18 protein-coding genes are annotated in these 20,356 nt (G+C 69.3%); 7 read left to right on the top strand and 11 right to left on the bottom strand.

Annotated features, from left to right (window positions below; genetic code table 11):
• Positions 1 to 30: 30 nt before the first annotated feature.
• From IEY60_RS32215 to IEY60_RS32200, 4 genes are read left to right on the top strand one after another with little or no spacing between them, the layout of a single operon-like run.
• Positions 31 to 963: a glycosyltransferase family 4 protein gene (locus IEY60_RS32215; protein ID WP_189034332.1), complete on the top strand. Its 933-nt coding sequence runs from the start codon at positions 31 to 33 to the stop codon at positions 961 to 963.
• The gene (locus IEY60_RS32210) at positions 960 to 2,567 is read left to right on the top strand and encodes an oligosaccharide flippase family protein (protein WP_189034298.1); all 1,608 of its coding nucleotides are present in this window, start codon (positions 960 to 962) and stop codon (positions 2,565 to 2,567) included. Before IEY60_RS32215 ends, IEY60_RS32210 begins: the two co-directional genes overlap by 4 nt.
• Positions 2,473 to 3,543 carry a glycoside hydrolase 5 family protein gene (locus IEY60_RS32205; protein ID WP_189034335.1) on the top strand — a complete coding sequence of 357 codons (1,071 nt, stop codon included), beginning with the start codon at positions 2,473 to 2,475 and terminating at the stop codon, positions 3,541 to 3,543. Before IEY60_RS32210 ends, IEY60_RS32205 begins: the two co-directional genes overlap by 95 nt.
• On the top strand, positions 3,530 to 4,711 hold the full coding sequence (locus IEY60_RS32200; RefSeq protein WP_229740315.1) for a glycosyltransferase family 4 protein: 1,182 nt from the start codon (positions 3,530 to 3,532) through the stop codon (positions 4,709 to 4,711). The genes IEY60_RS32205 and IEY60_RS32200 overlap by 14 nt, the downstream gene beginning before the upstream one ends.
• On the opposite strand, the gene IEY60_RS32195 is transcribed toward IEY60_RS32200, so the two are convergent.
• Positions 4,632 to 5,723, bottom strand: a complete 1,092-nt coding sequence (locus IEY60_RS32195) for a class I SAM-dependent methyltransferase (protein WP_189034296.1) — start codon at positions 5,721 to 5,723, stop codon at positions 4,632 to 4,634. The two genes, IEY60_RS32200 and IEY60_RS32195, sit on opposite strands and share 80 nt — an antisense overlap.
• Before the next feature lie 14 nt (positions 5,724 to 5,737).
• On the opposite strand from IEY60_RS32195, the gene rfbC reads away from it, so the two are divergent.
• Complete coding sequence (gene rfbC, locus IEY60_RS32190) at positions 5,738 to 6,301, top strand: dTDP-4-dehydrorhamnose 3,5-epimerase (protein WP_189034295.1); 564 nt, start codon at positions 5,738 to 5,740, stop codon at positions 6,299 to 6,301.
• Here rfbC and IEY60_RS32185 read toward each other — a convergent pair.
• Genes IEY60_RS32185 through IEY60_RS32170 form a run of 4 tightly spaced genes read right to left on the bottom strand, consistent with a single transcriptional unit; the run spans position 6,279 to position 10,007 of the window.
• The gene (locus IEY60_RS32185) at positions 6,279 to 7,313 is read right to left on the bottom strand and encodes an NAD-dependent epimerase/dehydratase family protein (protein ID WP_189034331.1); all 1,035 of its coding nucleotides are present in this window, start codon (positions 7,311 to 7,313) and stop codon (positions 6,279 to 6,281) included. The two genes, rfbC and IEY60_RS32185, sit on opposite strands and share 23 nt — an antisense overlap.
• Positions 7,314 to 7,315: 2 nt before the next feature.
• Positions 7,316 to 7,966 carry a PIG-L deacetylase family protein gene (locus IEY60_RS32180; RefSeq protein WP_444543811.1) on the bottom strand — a complete coding sequence of 217 codons (651 nt, stop codon included), beginning with the start codon at positions 7,964 to 7,966 and terminating at the stop codon, positions 7,316 to 7,318.
• Entirely contained in the window at positions 7,963 to 8,739 is a 777-nt protein-coding gene (locus IEY60_RS32175; RefSeq protein WP_189034294.1) for a sugar phosphate nucleotidyltransferase, read from the bottom strand. Before IEY60_RS32175 ends, IEY60_RS32180 begins: the two co-directional genes overlap by 4 nt.
• Positions 8,736 to 10,007, bottom strand: a complete 1,272-nt coding sequence (locus IEY60_RS32170; RefSeq protein ID WP_189034293.1) for a class I SAM-dependent methyltransferase — start codon at positions 10,005 to 10,007, stop codon at positions 8,736 to 8,738. The genes IEY60_RS32175 and IEY60_RS32170 overlap by 4 nt, the downstream gene beginning before the upstream one ends.
• A gap of 486 nt (positions 10,008 to 10,493) precedes the next feature.
• On the opposite strand from IEY60_RS32170, the gene IEY60_RS32165 reads away from it, so the two are divergent.
• A complete protein-coding gene (locus IEY60_RS32165) occupies positions 10,494 to 11,993 on the top strand; it encodes a sugar transferase (RefSeq protein WP_189034292.1) in 1,500 nt (499 codons plus the stop codon).
• A 40-nt stretch (positions 11,994 to 12,033) separates the two neighbouring features.
• Here IEY60_RS32165 and IEY60_RS32160 read toward each other — a convergent pair whose 3' ends face one another.
• From IEY60_RS32160 to IEY60_RS32150, 3 genes are read right to left on the bottom strand one after another with little or no spacing between them, the layout of a single operon-like run.
• Complete coding sequence (locus tag IEY60_RS32160) at positions 12,034 to 13,665, bottom strand: ABC transporter permease (protein WP_189034291.1); 1,632 nt, start codon at positions 13,663 to 13,665, stop codon at positions 12,034 to 12,036.
• On the bottom strand, positions 13,662 to 14,597 hold the full coding sequence (locus IEY60_RS32155) for an ABC transporter ATP-binding protein (protein WP_189034290.1): 936 nt from the start codon (positions 14,595 to 14,597) through the stop codon (positions 13,662 to 13,664). Before IEY60_RS32155 ends, IEY60_RS32160 begins: the two co-directional genes overlap by 4 nt.
• 3 nt (positions 14,598 to 14,600) lie before the next feature.
• Complete coding sequence (locus tag IEY60_RS32150) at positions 14,601 to 15,248, bottom strand: TetR/AcrR family transcriptional regulator (RefSeq protein WP_189034289.1); 648 nt, start codon at positions 15,246 to 15,248, stop codon at positions 14,601 to 14,603.
• 100 nt (positions 15,249 to 15,348) lie between these two features.
• Between IEY60_RS32150 and IEY60_RS32145 the strand changes: the two genes are divergently transcribed.
• Positions 15,349 to 17,280, top strand: a complete 1,932-nt coding sequence (locus IEY60_RS32145; protein WP_189034288.1) for an acyl-CoA dehydrogenase family protein — start codon at positions 15,349 to 15,351, stop codon at positions 17,278 to 17,280.
• Here the strand turns inward: IEY60_RS32145 and IEY60_RS32140 are convergent.
• The 3 genes from IEY60_RS32140 to IEY60_RS32130 form a co-directional block, all read right to left on the bottom strand.
• Positions 17,277 to 17,882 carry a phosphatase PAP2 family protein gene (locus IEY60_RS32140; RefSeq protein ID WP_229740314.1) on the bottom strand — a complete coding sequence of 202 codons (606 nt, stop codon included), beginning with the start codon at positions 17,880 to 17,882 and terminating at the stop codon, positions 17,277 to 17,279. The genes IEY60_RS32145 and IEY60_RS32140 overlap by 4 nt on opposite strands.
• Positions 17,883 to 17,904: 22 nt before the next feature.
• Complete coding sequence (locus tag IEY60_RS32135; protein WP_229740313.1) at positions 17,905 to 18,783, bottom strand: nuclease-related domain-containing protein; 879 nt, start codon at positions 18,781 to 18,783, stop codon at positions 17,905 to 17,907.
• 112 nt (positions 18,784 to 18,895) lie between these two features.
• Entirely contained in the window at positions 18,896 to 20,284 is a 1,389-nt protein-coding gene (locus IEY60_RS32130) for a DUF2252 domain-containing protein (RefSeq protein WP_189034286.1), read from the bottom strand.
• Between the last annotated feature and the right edge of the window lie 72 nt (positions 20,285 to 20,356).

The following is a 20,356-nucleotide window of genomic DNA, read 5'->3' as shown; positions in this document are numbered from 1 at the left end:
CGGATGGCCGGGCTGATGCCCGCAACCGCGATGTCGGCGCTGGTGCAGGCCGACGCCGCACCCACGCTGCCATCAGGCATCGCGGCGTTGTCGCGGCCGGTCGCGGCGGGGGCTCGCCGGGCCTGGCACGGTATCGCGCCCCTGCGCGGCGTTGATGTCTTCCACGGTCTCGATGTCGATATTCCCCTGTCCGGGCCGGGCGCAACGGTCAGTACGGTGCACGACCTGTCGGTCTTCGATGTGCCGTGGGCGTTCAGCCGGTATCGGGCACGCGGTGAGCAGCTGCTGGTGCGGATGTCGCTGACCCGGGCCGACTTGCTCATCGCCGTCTCGGAATTCACCGCGCAGCGGATCGCGGAGCGGTTCGGTCGCGAGGCGGTGGTGGTGCCGCTGGCTCCGGCCGAATGGGCGCGGGAGCCGGACGAGGCCGCCGTGACGCGGGTGCGCGCGCGGTATCAGCTGCCGCAGCGGTTCGTGCTGCAGGTCGGCACCGTCGAACCACGCAAACAAGTCGGGATGCTGGCCGAGGTGGCACGCGACCTCGACGTCCCGCTGGTGCTGGCCGGCGCCGGATCCGATGGTCCGCAGGCACCGAGCGGCGCGATCGGGCTCGGTTACGTCGACCTCGCGGATCTGCCCGCGTTGTACGCGGCCGCCACCGTGGTCGCCTACAGCTCGCAGTACGAAGGCTTCGGGCTGCCGCCGGTCGAGGCGATGGCCTGCGGCGGCGCGGTCGTGGCGAGCGCGGTCGGTGCGCTGCCCCAGGTCTGCGGTGACGGCGCGGTACTGGTGGCCGACGCGACCACCGAATCGTGGGTGCGTGCCATCCGCCCCCTGCTCCACGACGACGCGGCCAACCGGGACCTGCGTGCGCGCGGGCTCGCCGCGATGTCCGAACTGAGCTGGCAGGCGACGGCCGAAGCGACGGTCGCCGCCTATCGTGCGGCCGGGCTGATGCCATGACGGACGAGGCCGTCTCCGCGCAACCCCGGCCCAGCGGTGGCCTCACCGAGAATCGGTCCCGCGCGCAGTCGGGTCGTGCCGCGGCCAACAACACCGCGGCGATGCTGGCCGCCCGGATCTTCGCCGCCGTGCTCGGCCTGCTCGGCACCACTCTCATCGCCCGCATGCTCCCGGCTGTCGAATGGGGCTATTTCTCTTTCGTTTTCGGGTTGCTCGGCATGCTCGCGATCATCACCGACCTCGGGGTCGGGCGTGCGGTCATCGGCAAACTCGTGCACGGTGACCCCACCGAGGCCGCCGAGATCGCCACCTCCTTCATCGTGTTGCGCACGGTGCTCGGACTGGTCGGTTACGCGATGGCCATCGGGTATGTGGTCGTCTTACGTTGTCCGGCACCGGTGGTTGCGGCCACCGCGCTCGCCGGACTGGTGGTGGTGATCGCCACCCCGAGCCATGCCTTGACCATCCTGTTCCAGTCCACGATGCGCCTCACCCTGGTCGCCGCCGCCGAGTCCCTGGCCCGGTGCGTGCAGCTGGCCTTGACCGTGGCGGCGGTGCTGTGGGCGCCGACTCTGCTCCTCGTGGTGGTGCCCGCCATCGCCTACGAGGTCGTTGCCGTGACGGTGAAGATCATCGCGGTGGCGCGTGGGCTGGGCGGGCCCATCCCGGCCCGGCGCATCGAGCTGAGCTGGTGGAGCCCGATGCTGCGCGAGGCGCTGCCGCTGAGTATCGGGCTGGCGCTGATCATCATGCTGCAGAAGGTCGGGCTGCTGCTGCTCGGACATTTCGACAGCTTCGAGTCCGTGGGCTTCTTCGCGGTCGGCATGAAGTTCTCGGACCTGCTCGATACCGCGGCGGTGGCGGTGGTCGGACCGCTGACGACCCTGCTGATCGCCTTGTGGCCGGATGATCCGCTGCGGTTCCGGCGCTTCTTCCGCCAGGCCAACGCGGCCCTGATCGTGCTCGGGCTGACCGCGCTGGTGGCCTTCTGGCCGGTCGCGGGTCAGGTGGTCGGACTGCTGTTCGGCACGAACTTCGTTGCCGCGGCCGATGCCAGCCGTATCCAGGTCGTCGGCGGGCTGCTCGGTGCCCTGGCACACCTGGGCCTGGTGGCGTTGATGGCCACCGGCCGCAACAACGTGATCCCCTGGATCGCGGCGGCGGCGCTGGGGGTGAACCTCGCCTTGGCGTGGCCGTTGATCGCGCGGATGTCCTACGAGGGCGCCGTCATCGCGGGCCTGGCGGCGCAGGTGGTGCTGCTGGCCGCAGTCTGGCTGGCTGTGCTGGCGACCGTGCGGATGCGGCGGCTGCTGCCGGTGACGACGCTGCTCGCGGTCACCGGTGTGGCGGTCGCGGTGATCGCCGCCGCGACCGCGATTCAGCACCGCTGGGGCCCACCGTGGATTCTCATCTCGGCCATGGCCGGCCTGATATACCTTCTCATCGCCGGAAGCATCATGCGAAGGACCGAGGGATTGACGATACGAAGCTTGCGAGGGCCGAAAACTGATGACACTGTGGCGGATCGCTCGAGCGGGGATCATCGCGGTGGTCGTCCTGGCGACAGTGCTCGGTTGCGCACCGGAGCCGACCGCGAGCACTGACACCGTGATCCCCTCAGGTCTGGGAATCTCCGGCGGCCACTCCTGGCTCCAGCTCAGCGCCGAGGAACTGGATCGGCAGATGGGTCTGGTCGCCGCGACCGGCGCCACCTGGGTCCGCATCGACATCGACTGGTCGGTGATCGAACCCGTTCGCGGAAAACAGGACTGGTCGGCGACCGACCGCGCGGTACAGGCGGCACGGGCACACGATCTGTCGGTGCTGGCGATCCTCACCTACGCACCGGCCTGGGCAGGCCCCCACGGTGGTGTGGGCGGCAGCAAAGCCGCGCCGCAGCCGGTGTTGTTCGGCCGCTTCGTCGGTGACGCCGTCGAGCACTACAAGGACCAGATCGCGCACTGGGAGATCTGGAACGAACCCAACGTCACGGCGTTCTTCGCGCCGCGCCCCGATGTCGCCACCTACGCCCATCTGCTGCGCCAGGCCGCCCAGGCGGTGCGCGCGCGGCAGCCGCACGGTCAGGTCCTCGTCGGCGGGCTGGCGCCCGCGGACGACAACGGCCAGGACATCTCGCCGACCTCGTTCGTCGAGGCCCTCTATCAACTCGGCGCCGACGCCGACTTCGACGCGATCGCCGTGCACCCGTACTCCTATCCTGAGCTGCCGGACTCACAGAGCTGGTACAACGCGTTCGGGAACCTGATGCGGATCCGGCGGATCATGGACTCCCACCACGACACCGCCATGCAGTTGTGGCCCACCGAGTTCGGCGCGCCGACCGGAACAGGTGCGCGGGCTGTTAGCGAGGACGTGCAGGCCAGGATCATCGACCAGGGACTCGGTCTGGTCACCGCGATCCACGATGTCGGACCCGTCTTCGTCTACTCCCTGGTCGATGCCGGTCCCGACAGCAACGATCTCGAACAGAATTTCGGGATGCTGCGCCGTGACTACACTGAAAAGCCGGCCGTGACCGTGTTGCGCACCCATGCGGAGGTGCTGCGTGCCGGCCGATAGCGGGACGCGGGAACTGGTGTTCGTCGCCCACACCGCGCAGGCGTCCGGCGCCGAGAAGGTCATGCTCGATGTCATCGAAGTGGCTGTGGCGCGCGGCCACCGGGTGGTGGTGGTCTGCCCGACAGGCCCGCTCAGCGCCCGGCTGCCCGACTCGGTCGGCCACCTCCCGATTCGGGAACTCGGGTTGACCGGTCAGCGGGGTGCGGCGCGCATCCGGGCCGCGCTGGTCATGCTGTGGCGATGGTTCCAGGCCGCGATCGTGCTGCGGAAGGTGTTCCGTGGCGGCCGGGTCGAGCTGGTGGTCAACTCGACCATGGCCCTGCCCGCGGTAGCCCTGTCGGTGCCGCGCCGCCGGTCGACGGTCTGGCTGGTGCACGACATTCTCGCCAGCCGAAGGCAATTCGTGGTCGCCAGGATCGGACGTCGGGCTGTCGGCCGGGCGGTCGCGGTCTCCGAGCGTGCGGCCGCGCCGGTGCGGGCGCTGGGATTCGACGTGGATGTCGCGTGGCTGGGGGTGACGTGGCCGGTCGAGGCCGCCCCGATCGTGGAGCGCAGGCCGCCGGTGATCGGCATTCTCGGCGTGATCACCGCGTGGAAAGGCCATCACGTGCTGTTGGCCGCCGCCGCCGAACTGCCCGAGGTCGGCATCGAGATCGCGGGCACCGCGTTGCCGGGGGACGAACCGTATCTGGCCGAACTGCGGGAGCGGGCTGCCCGCCCCGATCTGGCGGGCCGGGTTCGCTTCCTCGGGCACGTCGACCCGCTGGTGACGGTGCGCGGATGGGATGTGCTGGTGTCGGCGAGTGTGCTGCCCGAAGCGGGTCCGCTGGCGGTGCTCGAGGCGATGAGCCTGGGTGTTCCCGTGGTGGCCACCGACCACGGCGGCAATGTCACCGACGATGTGGCGCTGTGCGTTGCCCCTGATGATCCGGCCGCGCTGGGCGAGGCGTTGCGCCGGCTCGTGCACGACCCGCAGCTGCGGGCACGGCTACGAGAAGCGGGCCGCGCGCATATCGCCACCCGTCACGACCGGTCCCGCACTCTGCCCCGCATGGTCGATGTGCTGCTCGGCGTGGACCACTCGAACCTCAGCGTGCCGTCGGCCCGGCCGGGTCGTCGACGAACCAGCGGCCCTCGAGCTCGGGGAGCCGGGCCCGCACTTCGGTGAGCAGATCGGGCAGGGTCAGCAGGACGGCGCCGGGGTCGGCGGCGACGAGTTCGGCGGGGGAGATGATGGGTACATCGGTGCCCGGCATCCGGCGGCCCTGTTTGGCGGGGGAGGCATCGGCGACACCGGCGAGCAGGCTACGTCGCGCGCCCGCCATGGACAGCAGGGCGACGGCGCGGGACGCTGCGCCGTAGGCGTATACCAGAGTGCCTTGTGCGGCAGCGGTTTCCAGCCACTCGCGCAGTGCGTGAACGTGCTTGTCGACGACCTGCTGCAGGGCCCGAGCCGACCCCCCGAGCACCTCGGCTTCGGTAGCCGACACCCGCTCGACAGCCGGATCGGGGGCGTGCTCACCGTGGCGGGCGGCCAGGAGCACGGTGCCGCCGTAGAGCTCGAACTCCCACGCGGTCACCACACTCATCCCCGCCGCGCGCAACAGGGTCCGCAGCGTCGCCAGGGAGTAGTACGCGAAATGCCCGTGCCGCAACGCATTCCACTGCCCCTGCCCGAGGATGGCGGCCAGCGAGTGGTATTGCACCAGCAGCACACCGTCCGGGGCGGTCGCTGCGGCGCGCGCGGTGAACGCGGCCCGCTGATCGGGCTCGTGCATGATGCCGAAGCAATCGAGCACCACCTCGGCCGCGCCCTCGGTCCGCTCGGTGAAGCCGTGCTCGGTGAGCAACGGGAGCCAGGTGCCGCCGTGCGGGCTGCCGAACTCGGTCACGGTCGACCCGTGCAACAGACCGGCGGCGTGCACCAGCCGCACGGCAGCCGCCGCCTGATCGCGCAGTGCCTGCGGTTCGATGCCGCGCGGTTCGGCGGTGACGGTGTCGTCGTCGGCCAGCTGAGCCAGCCCACACGCCACGCACTGGTCCATCCGCAGCGGATGACCGGTCTCGGCCGGATCGACGGGGCTGTCGTGCGGTGGGAAGTGATCGGCCGCGGGTACCGTACCCAGGTCGAGAACGATGGTGAGCTCGGAATTTCCGCAGCCGCGGCACCGGCGAGTCATGGCAGGATGTCCCCGTGCGTATCGAGCGGACCGAACTGGCCGACGTGGTGATGCTCGTTCCCGAGCCGTTCCGAGACGAGCGCGGGCTGTTCACCCGAACCTTCGACGCCCGCGAATTCGACGCCCACCTCGGGAGAGAGGGCGCCGCCGCGGCGTTCGTGCAGGACTCGCAGTCGCGATCCAGGCGCGGTGTGATTCGAGGCCTGCACGGACGCGGTGGCCGCGGGGAGGCGAAACTGGTGCGCTGCGCACGCGGCGCCGTGCACGACGTGCTCGTCGACATCCGGCCCGGCTCGCCGACTTTCGGCGCGCGCCAAGGGTTCCGGCTCGACGACGAGCACTTCCACCACCTGTACGTGCCGCCCGGGTTCCTGCACGGATTCCAGGCGCTCACCGAGGTCGCCGACGTCTGCTACCGCATCGACCGCCCGCACGACCCGGCCGAGGACCTCGGGGTCGCCTACGACGACCCCGACCTGGCCATCGACTGGCCCCTGCCCGCCGGCATCGTCTCGGCGCGCGACGCGCAGGCGGGCAGCTGGGCGCAGCTGCGCGCTACGCTGGCGCCGGCGCACTGATCCGGCGCAGTTGCGCGTCGAGTTCACCCGCGTCACAGAGCCCCTGCAGATGTGGCAACCGGGTGAACCGGCGGAAGAATGCGTCGGAGGTGAGCCCGCGCGCGGTGTACTCGGTGAACAGCTCCTCGGCGCCCGCGGGCACCGTCCACCGCGCCTCGAAACCGAGAACCTTACGCGCGGAAGAGAAATCGACACGATACGAGCGGGGGTCGGCGCCGCTCTCGCCGGTGATCAGCAGTCGCGAACCCGGCACCGCGTCCACCACCGCGGCGGCGATCTCGGCGACGGTCAGATTGTTGACCTCGGTGCCGATATTGAACGCGCGGCAGGAGATGTCGGCGGCGGGCGCGGTCAGGCAGGTGGCGAAGGCGATCGCGATGTCCTCGGCGTGCACCAGCGGGCGCCACGGCGTGCCGTCGGAGAGCACCTTCACCTCACCGGTGAGCACCGCGTAGCCGACCAGATTGTTGAGCACGATATCGGCGCGCAGCCGCGGGGAGAAGCCGAAAGCCGTCGCGTTGCGCAGGAATACCGGCGTGAAATCGGCATCGGCCAGGGCGGCGACGTCGTCCTCGACACGCACCTTGCTCTGCGCGTACGGAGTGATCGGGCGCAAGGGCGCGTCCTCGGTGACCAGTTCGGCACCCGCGGCGCCGTACACCGAGCAGGTCGAGGCGTAGAGGAAGCGGCGCACCCCGGCCTCCTTGGCGAGGCGGGCCAGCCGCACCGACGCGTGATGGTTGATGTCGTAGGTGATCTCGGGAGCCAGCGCGCCCAGCGGATCGTTCGACAGCGCGGCCAGGTGGATCACCGCGTCGAAACCGCGCACCTGCTCGACGGTGACCTCGCGCAGATCCACCGCCAAGCCCGTGGGGTCACCGGCGAACTCGCCGAGCAGGCAGTCGGCGAAGTAGCCGATGTCCACACCGGTGACCTCGTGGCCCGCCGCCCGCAGCACCGGCACCATCACGGTGCCGAGATAGCCCTGGTGCCCGGTGACCAGTACCCGCATGTTCACGTCTGTTCCCATCTGATGATCGCCTTGTCGAGCACGAAGGCCTCGGCATAGGGCGCGTGACACTGCACACCACGCATCCGGGCCAGACCGAGGAAGGCCTGCTCGTCGAACCAGTCGCGGCCTGTCTGCGACGGATAGTGCTCGTGCAGCAGCCGCGACTTGCGCTGCGCGAGTTCCGCAGTGAGCGGGTGGTACAGGGTGGGTGCCGGGGTGTCGGTCTCCCACTTGAGGATTTCGTAGCCGAGGATCAGGTGGTCACGGAACTCGGTCGGCACGAGTTCGGCCAGCAGCCGGTGGTCCTGGTGGGCGTCGCCGCGATGCGGGGCGAACACCACCTCGGGTTCGCCGCCGCGCCGGAACCCGGCCAGTGCGTCCTTGATCCGGTCCCAGTGCGCGGGCGCGCGACCGTCGGGGATGTCGAGCACCTCGAGGTCGGGTTTGGTGCCGGAGCAGAACGCGGTGAGTGCCGCGCGCTCCTCGTCCGCCCGCGCGGTGCCCGCCCCCGACAACACCAGGGCCCGGACCTCCACCTCGGGATCGGCGCCGGTCAGCGCCAGTAGGGTGGCGCCCATCCCGATCGCGATGTCGTCGCAGTGCGCGCCGAGCACCGCGATCCGCTTCGGCGGGCGGGTGAACAGTCCGATCACGCCGATTCCCACACCATCCACGGACGCGCACCGTCGCGGTAGGCGTCGTCGAGTTCGGCGCGCTCCTTGAACGTGTCGGCCGGTTTCCAGAAGCCCAGATGCCGGTAGCCGAAGAGCCTGCCCTGCCCGGCCAGCGCATCGCACGCATCGGCGATCAGATCGCCGCCGGGTGGCAGCAGATCGAAGATCTCCTGGCTCAGCACGAAGTAGCCGCCGTTCTCCCACAACGGCATTCGCGCCACCGGCATGATGTTCTTCACCTCACCGGTCTCGCTGATATCCACACAGTGGAACGAGGACTGCGGTGGCACCACCATCATCGACGCGGCCGCACCCGAGGCGTGGAAACGTTCGATCATTGTGTCCAGCGGTGCGTCGGTGAGCACATCGGCATAGTTGGCCAGGAAGTACTCGTCACCGTCGAGATGTTCACGCACCCGCCGCAGCCGCTCGCCGATCGCCGACTCCACCCCGGTGTCGACGAAGGTGATCGACCAGTCGCTGATATCGGTGCCGAGCAGCTGGACCTGACCGTCGCGGATGACGAAATCGTTGGACGCCGTCTCCTGATAGGTGAGGAAGAAGTTCTTGATGTGCTCGGCGCCGTAACCCAGGCACAAGACGAACTCCTTGTGGCCGTAGTGGGCGTAGTAGCGCATCACGTGCCACAGCAGCGGGCGCGGGCCGACCAGCTGCATCGGCTTGGGCACGACGTCCTCGGACCCGCCGCGCATGCGCATGCCGTAACCGCCGCAGAACAACACGACCTTCATCGGTTCACCTTCGTTTCCATGGCACCGGCTGCCACCGGGTCGCCGAGAATGTCGCCGCGGTGCAGCACCGGCAGCGGATAGACCAGTTCGCCACCCCAGTCGCCGACATGGCGCAACTGGGCGGTGATCTCGGTTTCGAGATTCCAGGGCAGCACCAGCACCACATCCGGGCGGTCGGCATCGATGCGTTCCGGTGGATGGATCGGGATGCGGGTGCCGGGGGTGTAGCGGCCGTGCTTGTAGGGGTTGCGGTCCACGGTGTACTCGAGCAGGTCGGGCCGGATACCGCAGTAGTTGAGCAGAGTGTTGCCCTTACCCGGGGCGCCGTACCCGACGACCCGCTTGCCCGCCGCCCGGCAGTCGAGCAGGAAGCGCAGCAGTTCCAGCCGCACCGATTCCGCGCGCGGTCCCAGCGCGGCGTAACCCTCGGGCACATGCAGGCCCGCCGCCCGTTCGAGCTCGAGCACCTCCGAGACCCGCGCTGTGGGCTCCGCGACCGCGTCGGGCCGGGCCCACAGCCGGATCGAACCGCCGTGGGTGTCGAGCAGCTCCACATCGACGACGGTCAGTCCGCCCACCGCCAGCGCGCGCTGCGCGGAATGGACGGTGTAGTACTGGAAGTGCTCGTGATACACGGTGTCGAACTGGCCGAGCTGGACCAGATTCAGGGCGTGGTGAACCTCGATGCTCAGCCAGCCGTCATCGCTGAGCAACCCTCGCAGCGCACGGGTGAAGCCGCGCAGGTCGGGGATATGGGCGTAGACATTGTTGGCGACCACCAGGTCGGCGGGCCCGTGTTCGGCGCGCACCCGCGCGGCCGACTCCTCGTCCAGGAACGTCGTTTCGGTGGGCACACCGGCCGCGCGCGCCACCCTGCCCACATTGACCGACGGTTCGATGCCCAGGCAGCGGATGCCGCGCGCCACCGCGTGACGCAGCAGATACCCGTCGTTGCTGGCCACCTCGACGACGAACGAATCGGCGCCGAGGCCGAGACGCTCGGCGGCGGTGTCGACGAACCGCTCGGCGTGGCGCACCCAGCTTTCGGAGTACGAGGAGAAGTACGCGTACTCGGTGAAGGTGTCCTCGGGGGTGATCAGCGCCGGGATCTGCAACAGCAGGCAGTCCTCGCACAGTCGCAGATGCAGGGGAAAGGTCGATTCCGGCAGATCGAGCTGGTCGCGGTCGAGGAAACTCTCACACGGCGGGGTGGCACCCAGGTCGAGCACACTCGTGAGCCGTTCGGAATCACAGAGTCGACACTGCACGCGGGGCCTCACCTTTTACACGATCGCGAAAACTGTCACGGCCGATGCCGGACATGCCGGAAGTCGGTCCGGCGGTCCGAGACGTTACAGCCAGGCGCCGCGGGGGCGGGAGTTGAAACCGCTGGGACCGATATTGATTCGTGATATGTTTCGAAGTCGGCCGGTATTTCGCCAGGTCGGCTATCTGTCGGCGTCGGCGACCATTGCTCGTCGCTCTATGATGTCACCCACTCGGGAAAGTGTTTGTCCTGCATTCATATCGAATAGCCATGGGTCTGCGCTTGCCTGCGGTGCTGCCGTCGGCAATATCTGGCTAACTTTCGGAATCCGTTGTGCCGCTGACATTTCGGTGCGACCACCAGCAAATGGTCTGTAACAATCAGCGGGCGGGCATCGAATCGTGGGGAAGTAGGACGGTCATTGCGGCCGCGTTCGGATCAACGGGGTTCGGGAAACGGTGCGTTTCCCGAAGTGAGGTGTGGGTTCATGAGCTTCGAGCTCACCAGCGGCGGCGAAGTCGAGGTCGCCTCCGCGGTACAGGCGCTGGGCCGTACGCGGCGTGAGAGCTGGCAGGCGGCGTTCGCACAGCGGCTGGTCGTCACCGACGTCGTCGCGGTGCTCGGCGCCGTCGGCGCCGCGCAGGCCATCCGCTTCGGTGGCCCGGCCGCGCCGCCGCTGGCCTGGCCGCTGCCCTACGAGGTCGGCTACTCGGTGGTGACCTTGGCGCTGGCGGCGGGCTGGCTGGCCCTGCTGCACGGTCATGGGACCCGCGCCCCCCAGGTGATCGGCACCGGCAGCGAGGAATTCCGCAGGCTGGTCTCGGCGACCTTGCGCTTGTTCGGCGTCCTCGCGATCCTCGCGCTGCTCTTCCGGATCGATTTCGCGCGCGGCTATCTCGCTATCGCGCTGCCCACGGGCCTGCTCGCTCTCATCGCCGGCCGACTGGCCTGGCGGGGGCGGCTGCGGCGCTGGCGGGCCGAGGGCCGGTGTCACACCGCGGTGCTCGTCGTCGGTTCGCCCGAGGCCGCCCACGCGATGGCCACTGCGTTCACCGATGATCCCGGCTCCGGCTATCGCGTGGTGGGGGTGTGTGTCCCCGCGGGCTCGGGCGACGGGCGATTCGAGAGGCACGGCGGGCCGTCGGTGCTCGGCGACGACCGGTCGGTGCTCGACGCGGTGCGGCGCAGCGCGGCGGAGTCGGTCGCCGTGGCGGCCACCGACCATCTCGGCCCGGCCGAATTGCGCCGCATGGCGTGGGAATTGGATCCGATCGGGGTCGACCTGATCGTGGCGCCCGGTGTCGTCGACATCGCGGGCGTGCGGCTGACGCACCGCCTCGTCGCGGGGATGCCGATGCTGCACATCGACCGGCCACGATACGGCCGGGCGAAGTCCAGTCGCAAGGCGCTGTTCGACTTCTGTTTCGCCGCGGCGGTGCTGGTGCTCAGCGCGCCGTTCCTGGTAGCCATCGCGACAGCGGTGAAGGCGACCAGTGCGGGACCGGTGTTCTATCTGTCCGAGCGCATCGGCCGCGACGGTGTGCCGTTCCGGATGATCAAGTTCCGCAGCATGCACCTCGATGCCGACACCGTGGTCGACGATCTGATCGAGCAGCACGGCGGCAATCCGGTGTTCTTCAAGGTCAAGGATGATCCGCGGGTGACGCCGGTCGGGCGGTTCCTGCGCAAGTACAGCCTCGACGAGCTGCCCCAGTTCTTCAACGTGCTGCGCGGCGAGATGAGCGTGGTGGGGCCGCGGCCCCAGGTGCAGCGTGAAGTCGACAGTTACGACGGCGAGATGCGCAGGCGCTTGCTCGTGAAGCCGGGGCTCACCGGGTTGTGGCAGGTCAGCGGGCGGTCCGATCTGTCGCTGGAGGATTCGGTGCGCCTGGATCTGTCCTATGTCGAGAATTGGTCCATGGTGCTCGATGTCGCGCTGATCGCGCGGACCATCGGTGTCGTCACACGCGGGGACGGCGCCTACTAGCCGAGGGGCCGACGCGGCAAGCCCGCGCCGGCCGGTTCCCTCAGCGCAGGTCGCGGCGTCGGAAGGCAGCCAGACCGAGGACGGTGCCTGCGATCGTGACGGCGAGAAGCCAGGCGATCGGGGCGAGGGCGAACGACGCGCCGGGCAGCTTGGGCGGGTGGACGAACGGCACCAGATCCATCAGCCACTGCGGGAACGTGCCGAGCGATCCGAGCAGCACGATCACGATCATCGCGCTCAGCACCGCCCAGGCCAGCGGCGCGTACTTCGGGACGACGCCGAACAACAGCAGGGCGATCGCGGTGACCACCCACACCGCGGGTAGCTGCACCGCGACGGCACCGAGCGACTGACCGAGCTTGCCGACGACATCGCCATCGGTTGCGCCCCAGACGACCCCGATTCCGATGCCGGATACCAGCAGGGCCACCGCGGGACCGGCGATCGCGAACAGCAGGTGGCTCGACGCGTACCGCACCCGGCCCACCGCTGCCGCCAGGACCGCCTCGGCGCGGCCCGAGTTCTCCTCCTCGTGCAGGCGCAGCACCGACGACACCGAGTACGCGGCCGCGGCCGCCGCCAGCATGGTGATCGCGTAGGCGATGAACGACTTCTCCAGGTCGTCGGAACCGCCCAGCGCGGTGACCACGTCCTGCAGGGTCCCGCTGTCGTCGAGCATGCCGCCGATGCTGTTGACCGCGCCACCGATCAGCAGACCGTACAGGCCGAAACCGACTGTCCAGCCGAGCATCGAGCCGCGCTGCAACCGCCAGGCCAGACCGACCGGGCCCGAGAGGACTTGGCCTGCCGCGGCGGGGCCGGGACGGTCGGCGAGCAGGCCCGCGCCGAGGTCGCGGGTGCGCAGCAGTTGGTAGGCGAGCAGCGTCGCGCCGGCGGCGACGGCCGCGAGCGGGACGAGCACCCACCAGCGTTCCTCGGCATACGGACGGATCTGCAGGCACCATCCCAGCGGCGAGAACCACGACAGCACACCGTTTCCGGCGTCGCCCACCGCGCGCACCGCGAAGGCGGCGCCCAGCGCACCGAGCGCCACACCACGCGCGATCCGTGCCCCGTTGCTCAGCTGGGCGGCGACCGCGGCCACCGCGGCCCACACGAATCCGGAGGCGGCCAGCGCCGCCCCCCACGCCACCGAGCCCGCCGCGGGCAGGTCGGCGGCCAGCAGCGAAGCGGCGCAGGCGATTCCGGCCACCGCCGCGGCGCCGAAGGTCAGCAGCAGCGCGCCGGTGAGACCGGCGAAACGGCCGATGCTGGTGGCGCCGACCAGTTCCGCGCGCCCGGTCTCCTCCTCGACCCTGGTATGCCGGATTACCGTGAGCACGGCGGCGATCGCGATCATCGCGTACATCGCCCCGGCCTTCCAGGTACCGATGGACCCGAGCGAGGAGTTGAAGACCGGACCGTACATGGCCAGCAGTGCGGGACTGGCTGCCGTCGTCGTGGCGAAGCTGTCCAGCTGCTGCTGGGTGGCATAGAGGTCCTTGACCGAGACGACCTGCAGCGCGGGCATCAACCCGATCAGCAGCGACCACGCGGGCGCGATGATCCGGTCGCGCCGCAGATACAGTCGCAGCATCTGCCCGGTGCCCGCGAATTCGCTTGCGGTGCGGGTGGTTCCGACAAATCTCGGGGTAGCGGCGATGGCGGTCATGCCCGCACCTTCTCTCCGGTGACGGCCGCGTCGCTCTCGACGTGGTAGTGCCGCAGGAACAGGTCCTCGAGCGTGGGCGGTGCGCTGGTCAGACTGCGCACGCCCGCGTCACCGAGGACGCGGATCAGCCCGCCCAGGTGCTCGGCGTCGACCTGGCAGCGCAGAGTGGAACCGTCGATTTCGACATCGTCGACACCCGGCAGCGCGCCGACATCGCCCGGATCGCCGATCAGTTCGGCCGTGATCGCGGTGCGGCTCAGGTGCCGCAGCTGGTCCAGCGAGCCGGATTCGACCGTGCGGCCCGCGCGGATGATCGTCACCCGGTCGCACAGGTGCTCGACCTCGGACAGGATGTGGCTCGACAACAGCACGGTCGCCCCGCGGGCCGCGGCATCGCGGACGCAGTCCTGGAAGATCTGCTCCATCAACGGATCCAGACCCGATGTCGGCTCGTCGAGGATGAGCAGATCCGCGTCGGCCGAGAACGCCGACACCAGGGCGACCTTCTGCCGGTTGCCCTTGGAATAGGTGCGGGCCTTCTTGGCCGGATCCAGCTCGAAGCGCTCGATCAGCTCGGCCCGCCTGGTCTGGTCGAGCCCGCCGCGCATCCGGGCGAGCAGGTCGATCGTCTCGCCGCCCGACAGCGAGGGCCATAACGTGACATCGCCGGGGACATAAGCGATCCGCTGGTGCAGGGCAACCGCATCGGTCCACGGGTCGCGGCCGAACAGCGACGCCTCGCCGCCGGAGGCGCGCAGCACGCCGAGCAGGACCCGGATCGTGGTGGATTTGCCTGCGCCGTTGGGGCCGAGGAACCCGTGGATCTCGCCGGGGCCGACCCGCAGGTCCAGCCCGTCGAGCGCGGTGAAGCGGCCGAACGTCTTACGCAGGTCACGGACTTCGATGACCCGATCGGTGGTGTGGGAGGGCATCGTCTACTCCTCGATGAGGCTGTCGAGCAGTGTCGAATCGGTCAGCATGCCTTGGGTGTAGAGCTCGAGGGCCGGGAAGGTGATCTCGTCGGACAAATCCCGGATCGCCTTGCGGTAGTCGAGTTGTCCCTCACGCTGGATTCGCATCTGCAGATAGAGGTTCATGGCTCCGACATGGCAGAGCACGATGTATCTGGCCCGGGCCGCCGGATCGCGGCTCGGTTTGAGCTGGCCCGCCTCGACCGCGGTCTGCGTGTACTGCACCGCGTCGGCGATCATGTGCTCGAGCAGGGATTCCGCCAGAGCGCCGCCGGCTTGGAAGCTGCGCAGCATGTAGGCGACCAGGGGGGCGTACATCTCGATCTCGGCCATCGCGGTGAGCATCCCGGTGGGACCTGCGGAGCGGATGACTCGCAGCTTCTCGTCGCGAATGATCTCGAGCACACGATCGTCGCACGCGGCGCGCAGGCCGTCCTTGGAGCCGAAGTGGTGATTCACCAGGCCGGGTGAGACTCCGGCCGCCGCGGCGATCGCCCGGACGCCGACACCGAAACCCTGCTGTCCGAACAGGTCGATCGCGGTATCGCGGATCCGGGCGGCGGTGGTCAGGTCGGGGGAGGGTCCTTGCGGTACGGGCTGTTGACTGAACACATGTTCAACATACTAAACGACTGTTCAATCGTCGAGCAAGAGTCTGTTCCGGCGAGTTTCGGGCCGCCACCCCGTCCGCGACGCGGCTAGGGTCGAAGACATGGCTACCGGCACAACGACGACGGCAGAACATCTCCGCGCAGCGCTGGACGGACCCTGGCGCGCGGTGAGAGACCAGGCGCGAGTCCAGCTCGCCGACGACCGCTTCACCGGCGATCCGGAACTCGACATCCACGCGGCCAGGGCGCGCGTACTCGACCAGATGCGGGCCATCGCGACCATGGGATACGCCGAACGCGGGTTCCGGCCCGAGAACGGCGGCACCGGCGACCCGGGCGGTGCGGTCACCGGCCTGGAGATGCTGGCCTACACCGACCTGTCGCTGTGGGTGAAATCCGGTGTGCAGTGGGGACTGTTCGGCGGCGCGGTGGAGAACCTGGGCACCGAACGGCATCGCGACTACATCAAGCGATTGATCTCGCTCGACCTGCTCGGCTGCTTCGCGATGACCGAGTCGGGGCACGGCAGCGACGTCGCCAATATCGAGACCACCGCCACCTACGATCCGGCGACCCAGGAATTCGTGGTGCACACTCCGACGCCGTCGGCCCGCAAGGACTACATCGGCGGCGCGGCCGTGCACGCGCGGATGGCGGCGGTGTTCGCCCAGCTGATCACCGGCGGGGAGAACAAGGGCGTGCACTGCCTGCTGGTCCCGATCCGCGACGAGCGCGGCGCCGACCTGCCCGGGGTGACCACCTACGACGACGGCATCAAGGGCGGCCTGCCCGGGGTCGACAACGGCCGCATCGTGTTCGACCAGGTCCGGGTGCCCAGGGAGAACCTGCTCAACCGCTACGCCGATGTCGATCCGGACGGCACCTACGCCTCCGAGATCGACAACCCCAGCCGCCGCTTCTTCACCACCCTCGGCACGCTGGTGCGCGGCCGGGTGAGCGTCGGTGGCGCCGCGGCGGCGGGCGCGCGGGTCGGGCTGAGTATCGCCGTGCGCTACGCGCTGGCGCGGCGTCAGTTCTCCGACCCCGACACCGGCGAGGAAACCCTGCTGATGGACTACCGCAGCCATCAGCGCAGGCTGCTGCCGCTGGTTGCCAAGTCGTTCGCACTGGCCTTCGCGCAGAACGACCTGGTGCGGCGGATGGACCTGATCCAGTCCGGCAAGGACACCGAACCCGGCTCTCAGCGCGCACTGGAGAAGCGCGCCGCGGGCCTGAAGGTCGCCCAGACCCGGCACGCCACCCGCGCGATCCAGGAATGCCGCGAAGCCTGCGGCGGCGCGGGCTATCTCACCGAGAACCGCCTCGTCACGCTCAAGGCCGACACCGACGTGTTCACCACCTTCGAAGGTGACAATGTCGTGCTGACCCAGCTCGTCGCGAAAGAGCTTCTGACCGCCTACTCCGACGAGGTCCGCGACCTCGACGCCCTCGGCTGGGTGAAGTTCGCCGCCACCATGGCGGGCGACGTGGTGCGCAAACGATCCGGTGTCCGCCAGCTGATCCAGACCCTGCGCGACCGCAGCGACGACAGCGTCGACGACGGCGACCTGTCCAAGCGCTCGGTGCAGCTGCAGCTGTTCGCCGATCGCGAGGACTACCTGCTGCGGACCGCCGCGCACCGGCTGCGCGCCAGGGCCGCCGACACCGGTCCGTTCGAGGCGTTCAACAACGCCCAGGACCACATCCTGGCCGCGGGCGCCGCGCACATCGACCGGCTGGTGCTCGAGGAATTCGTCGACGGGATCGCCACCATCGAGGACCCCGACGCCAAGGCGCTCGCCGAAACCGTCTGCGACCTCTACGTGTACGCCTCGCTGGAGGAGAACCTGGCCTGGTACATCATGCACCGCTTCATGTCGGTGGAACGGGCCAAGGCGGTCCGGCGCGGGGTCAACGAACTCGTCGACCGGCTGCGTCCGGACGCGCTGACCCTGGTCGAGGCGATGGGTGTGCCCGAGAAGATGCTGCGCGCCGAAATGCTGCACGACGCCAGCGTTTTCGAACGGAACTAGCCCCGCGTCCTGACTCGCAGCAGGTCAGCCAGCCAGCACAATCCGATCGCCATGGCCGCGGCGGCCGCCGCCCCACCGAGCACATCGGTGGGGTGGTGGTAGCCGAGCTCGACCATGCCGGCGGTGATCGAGACCAGCGCGAGCACGGTGATCGCCGCGACCGTGACCCGCGCCTTCGGGTTCGGCAGCAGGCACGCGAAAGTCGTTGCGACAGCGACGAGATGGACGGTGTGCCCGCTCGGATAGGCGAGATAGTCGTGGAGTTGCCTGTCCCACAACGGTTTCAGCAGCCAGGTGTTGATCGCCAGCGTGATCTCGGGAACCACCAGCATGGTGACCGCCCGCCACCATCGGCGCCGCAGGGCGAACCAGCCGAATGCCGTGAGCAACAGGATCAGCACGACGGGCCCGCTGCTCGGCGCGACGAGTACCTCGGCGAGGCCGGGGGAGAGCGCGTCGGCGATCGGGTCGGCCACCGCGGAGTCGAGGCCGGTCGGCCCGCCGTCCGCGGGGAACGTCAGCGGGATCGCGGCCGTGACAGCGGCGCCCGCGCCGATCGCCGTCGCGCGGACGGCGGTACGCGCGGAAACTTCCTCGATCACGGACGCGACGACGAGCGGTGGCTCAGGCGGGACCGTAGGTGAGCACCGCGGTCACCACGAACCACAGCACCCAGACGATCGCGATGATCATGCCGATCGCGAGCGTGATCCGCAGGAACGCGCGGCCGAAGTCGAGATCACCGTCGACCCGCGGGTACAGCTTCCACGGGCTGTACCAGGGCGCGACCAGACCGCGGTTCTGCAGCTCGCGCTCGCGCTGCGCCTGTTCCTCGGCGTATTGCTCGGCCTGGGCCTGGGTGGGGCCGCCGTGCCACAGGGTCACATCGATCGGGCCGAGGAAGCCCTCGTTGAGCAGATCCTGGGGTGCGGGCAGATAGGGCAGGATGCCAAGGCCGCGGAACGCGATGGCGATGTCGTTCGCCGTCCAGAGGTTGTGTTCCTTCGCGGCCAGCATCTCGAAGTACTGCTCGAGCCGGTGCGGATCGTCGGTGACGATCACGTCGAAGCTGGGATCGCTCCACCCCTGGTGCACGTCGATCTGCGCGCCCCGCATCGGCACGATGACGCCGAGCCCGTGCACCGCGCGCTGGCCGAGCCCGCGCGCCGCGAGATAGTTCTGCAGCGCGAAGGTGTGCTCACGGGAGCGTTCCAGCGGCGTCGACTTTTCGGCGCCCGCGAACTGCGCGAGTTCACCGGAGACCATCCACGGGCCGTTGAGCGGGATCTCCAGCACGCCGTCCTGGGACGCGGTGAAGGTCTCCGCCTCGATCACCACGCAACTGGTCGGCGTCCACACCACCGCGTCGAACTGGTGCAGCCGGTCGTCCTGGAACAGGCTGCAGTTGATCGTGGCGACGCCGTGTGGCCTGGACGGATCCTTCCAGGTGCGCAGCCAATCGATCAGTGCCAGCTCGGCATCGGTGCCTGCCGCATTCTGCACGCGCACGAGCATGGAGTCCGCCCTTCTGGGTCGTTGGCGCCGCGGGCCGAGAACCGTTGGCGTACATCGTAGCTCGATGACCGGCGGTTGCCGGGGAGGATACGGCCGGTGTTCAGCTCGGCTCGGCCTCGATCTTGCCCGCCTCGACGGCGGCGACCAGCTCGGCGTGATCGGCCTCGGTCCGGTCGGCGTAGCGCACCGCGTAGCGGGCGATCGCCTCGTCGAACTTGTCGTCGTCGGCTTCGAGATAGCCGGCCAGCGTGCGCGGGTCGAGCGACCGGGAGTGCGCCCTGGCCAGCAACGCCCCGGCGAGCCTGCCGTAGTCGTCGAGATCGTCGGCCGAGAGCTCGGCCGGGTCGATGCTGCCCTTGAGATTGCGGAACTGGCGCACGATGAACGGGATCGAGCCGTCGAGCTCGATCGTCGTCCAGCCGAGCAGGATGTCGGTCTCGGACTGCACACTGCGCGCGCCGACCACGATGCGCTCACCCTCGTGCCGTGGTGCGGCGGGCGGCAGGAACGGTGCGAGCGCGGACGGATTCGCCTGCTTGACCTGCAGCACCAGCGCCTCGCCGTCGTTGCCGTGCAACAGCGCCACATAACTGTGCAGGCCGACGCTGCCGGTGCCGACGATCCGGAACGCCACATCGGAGACCGCGAAACGGGCCAGCAGGTTGCGCCGGGACTCCCGAATGGTGCCCGCGTAGCGCTCCAGCCCGTCGATCACAGCCTCGGTGACCTGCTCCTCGACCGGGGTGAGGATCGGCGGATCGCTGACGAACCGGTGCTTGCTGATATCGGTCTCGTGATCGTCGAGACGCTCGGTCCACTTCGCGACGACCTTGGCGCTGGTGTTCTTGCGCGCCTTCTTGGCGGCCTTCTTGAAGTCGTCGAGCAGATCCTCGGCCTTGGCCTCGGTCAGGATCGACTCGTCGTGCATCGCGGTCCAGGACTGCAGGAACGGCATGTCGGCGAGTTCGGCGACGGTGCGGCGGTAGGAGCGGGCGGCATCGCGGGCGGCGCGCACGCAGTCGTCCTCGTCGGCGCCGCCCTCGCGCCCGGCCAGCACGAGGCTGGCGGCGAGCCGTTCCAGGTCCCATTCCCACGGGCCGAGGACGGTCTCGTCGAAATCGTTGATATCCATGACGATCTCGCCGCGCTGGGTGCCGTAGAGGCCGAAGTTCGCGGCATGGGCGTCACCGCAGATCTGGGCGGGCAGGCCACTGTCCGGTCCCGCGGCGAGGTCGGCGGCCATCAGCCCGGCGGCCCCGCGGAAGAAGGTGAACGGCGAGGCGGTCATCCGGCCGATCCGCAGCGGGATCAGGCGTTCGATCCGCCCCCGGTTGCTCGCCTCGACGAACTCGAGCACGCTCGGCCGGTCCGGGCTCTCCGCGGCCCGGTCGCGGGCGGACACCGGGACCCGATCCCTGGCGGCGCGGCCGCGTTCGCGCGCGTCCTCGGCGGAGACGTAGGTACGCAGATCTAAACCACTGTCGGACACAAGTGCCCAGGTTAGCGGTTCGCCGCCGGACAGGCACCGCGATCGCCGGGCAACAGAACGCGGCCGGAAGTT

The sequence above is a fragment of the Nocardia rhizosphaerihabitans genome, from assembly GCF_014646295.1.
Taxonomy (GTDB): Bacteria; Actinomycetota; Actinomycetes; order Mycobacteriales; family Mycobacteriaceae; genus Nocardia; species Nocardia rhizosphaerihabitans.
Note: the sequence above shows the minus strand (reverse complement) of the source record. Positions and strands in the feature narration are given on the sequence as shown.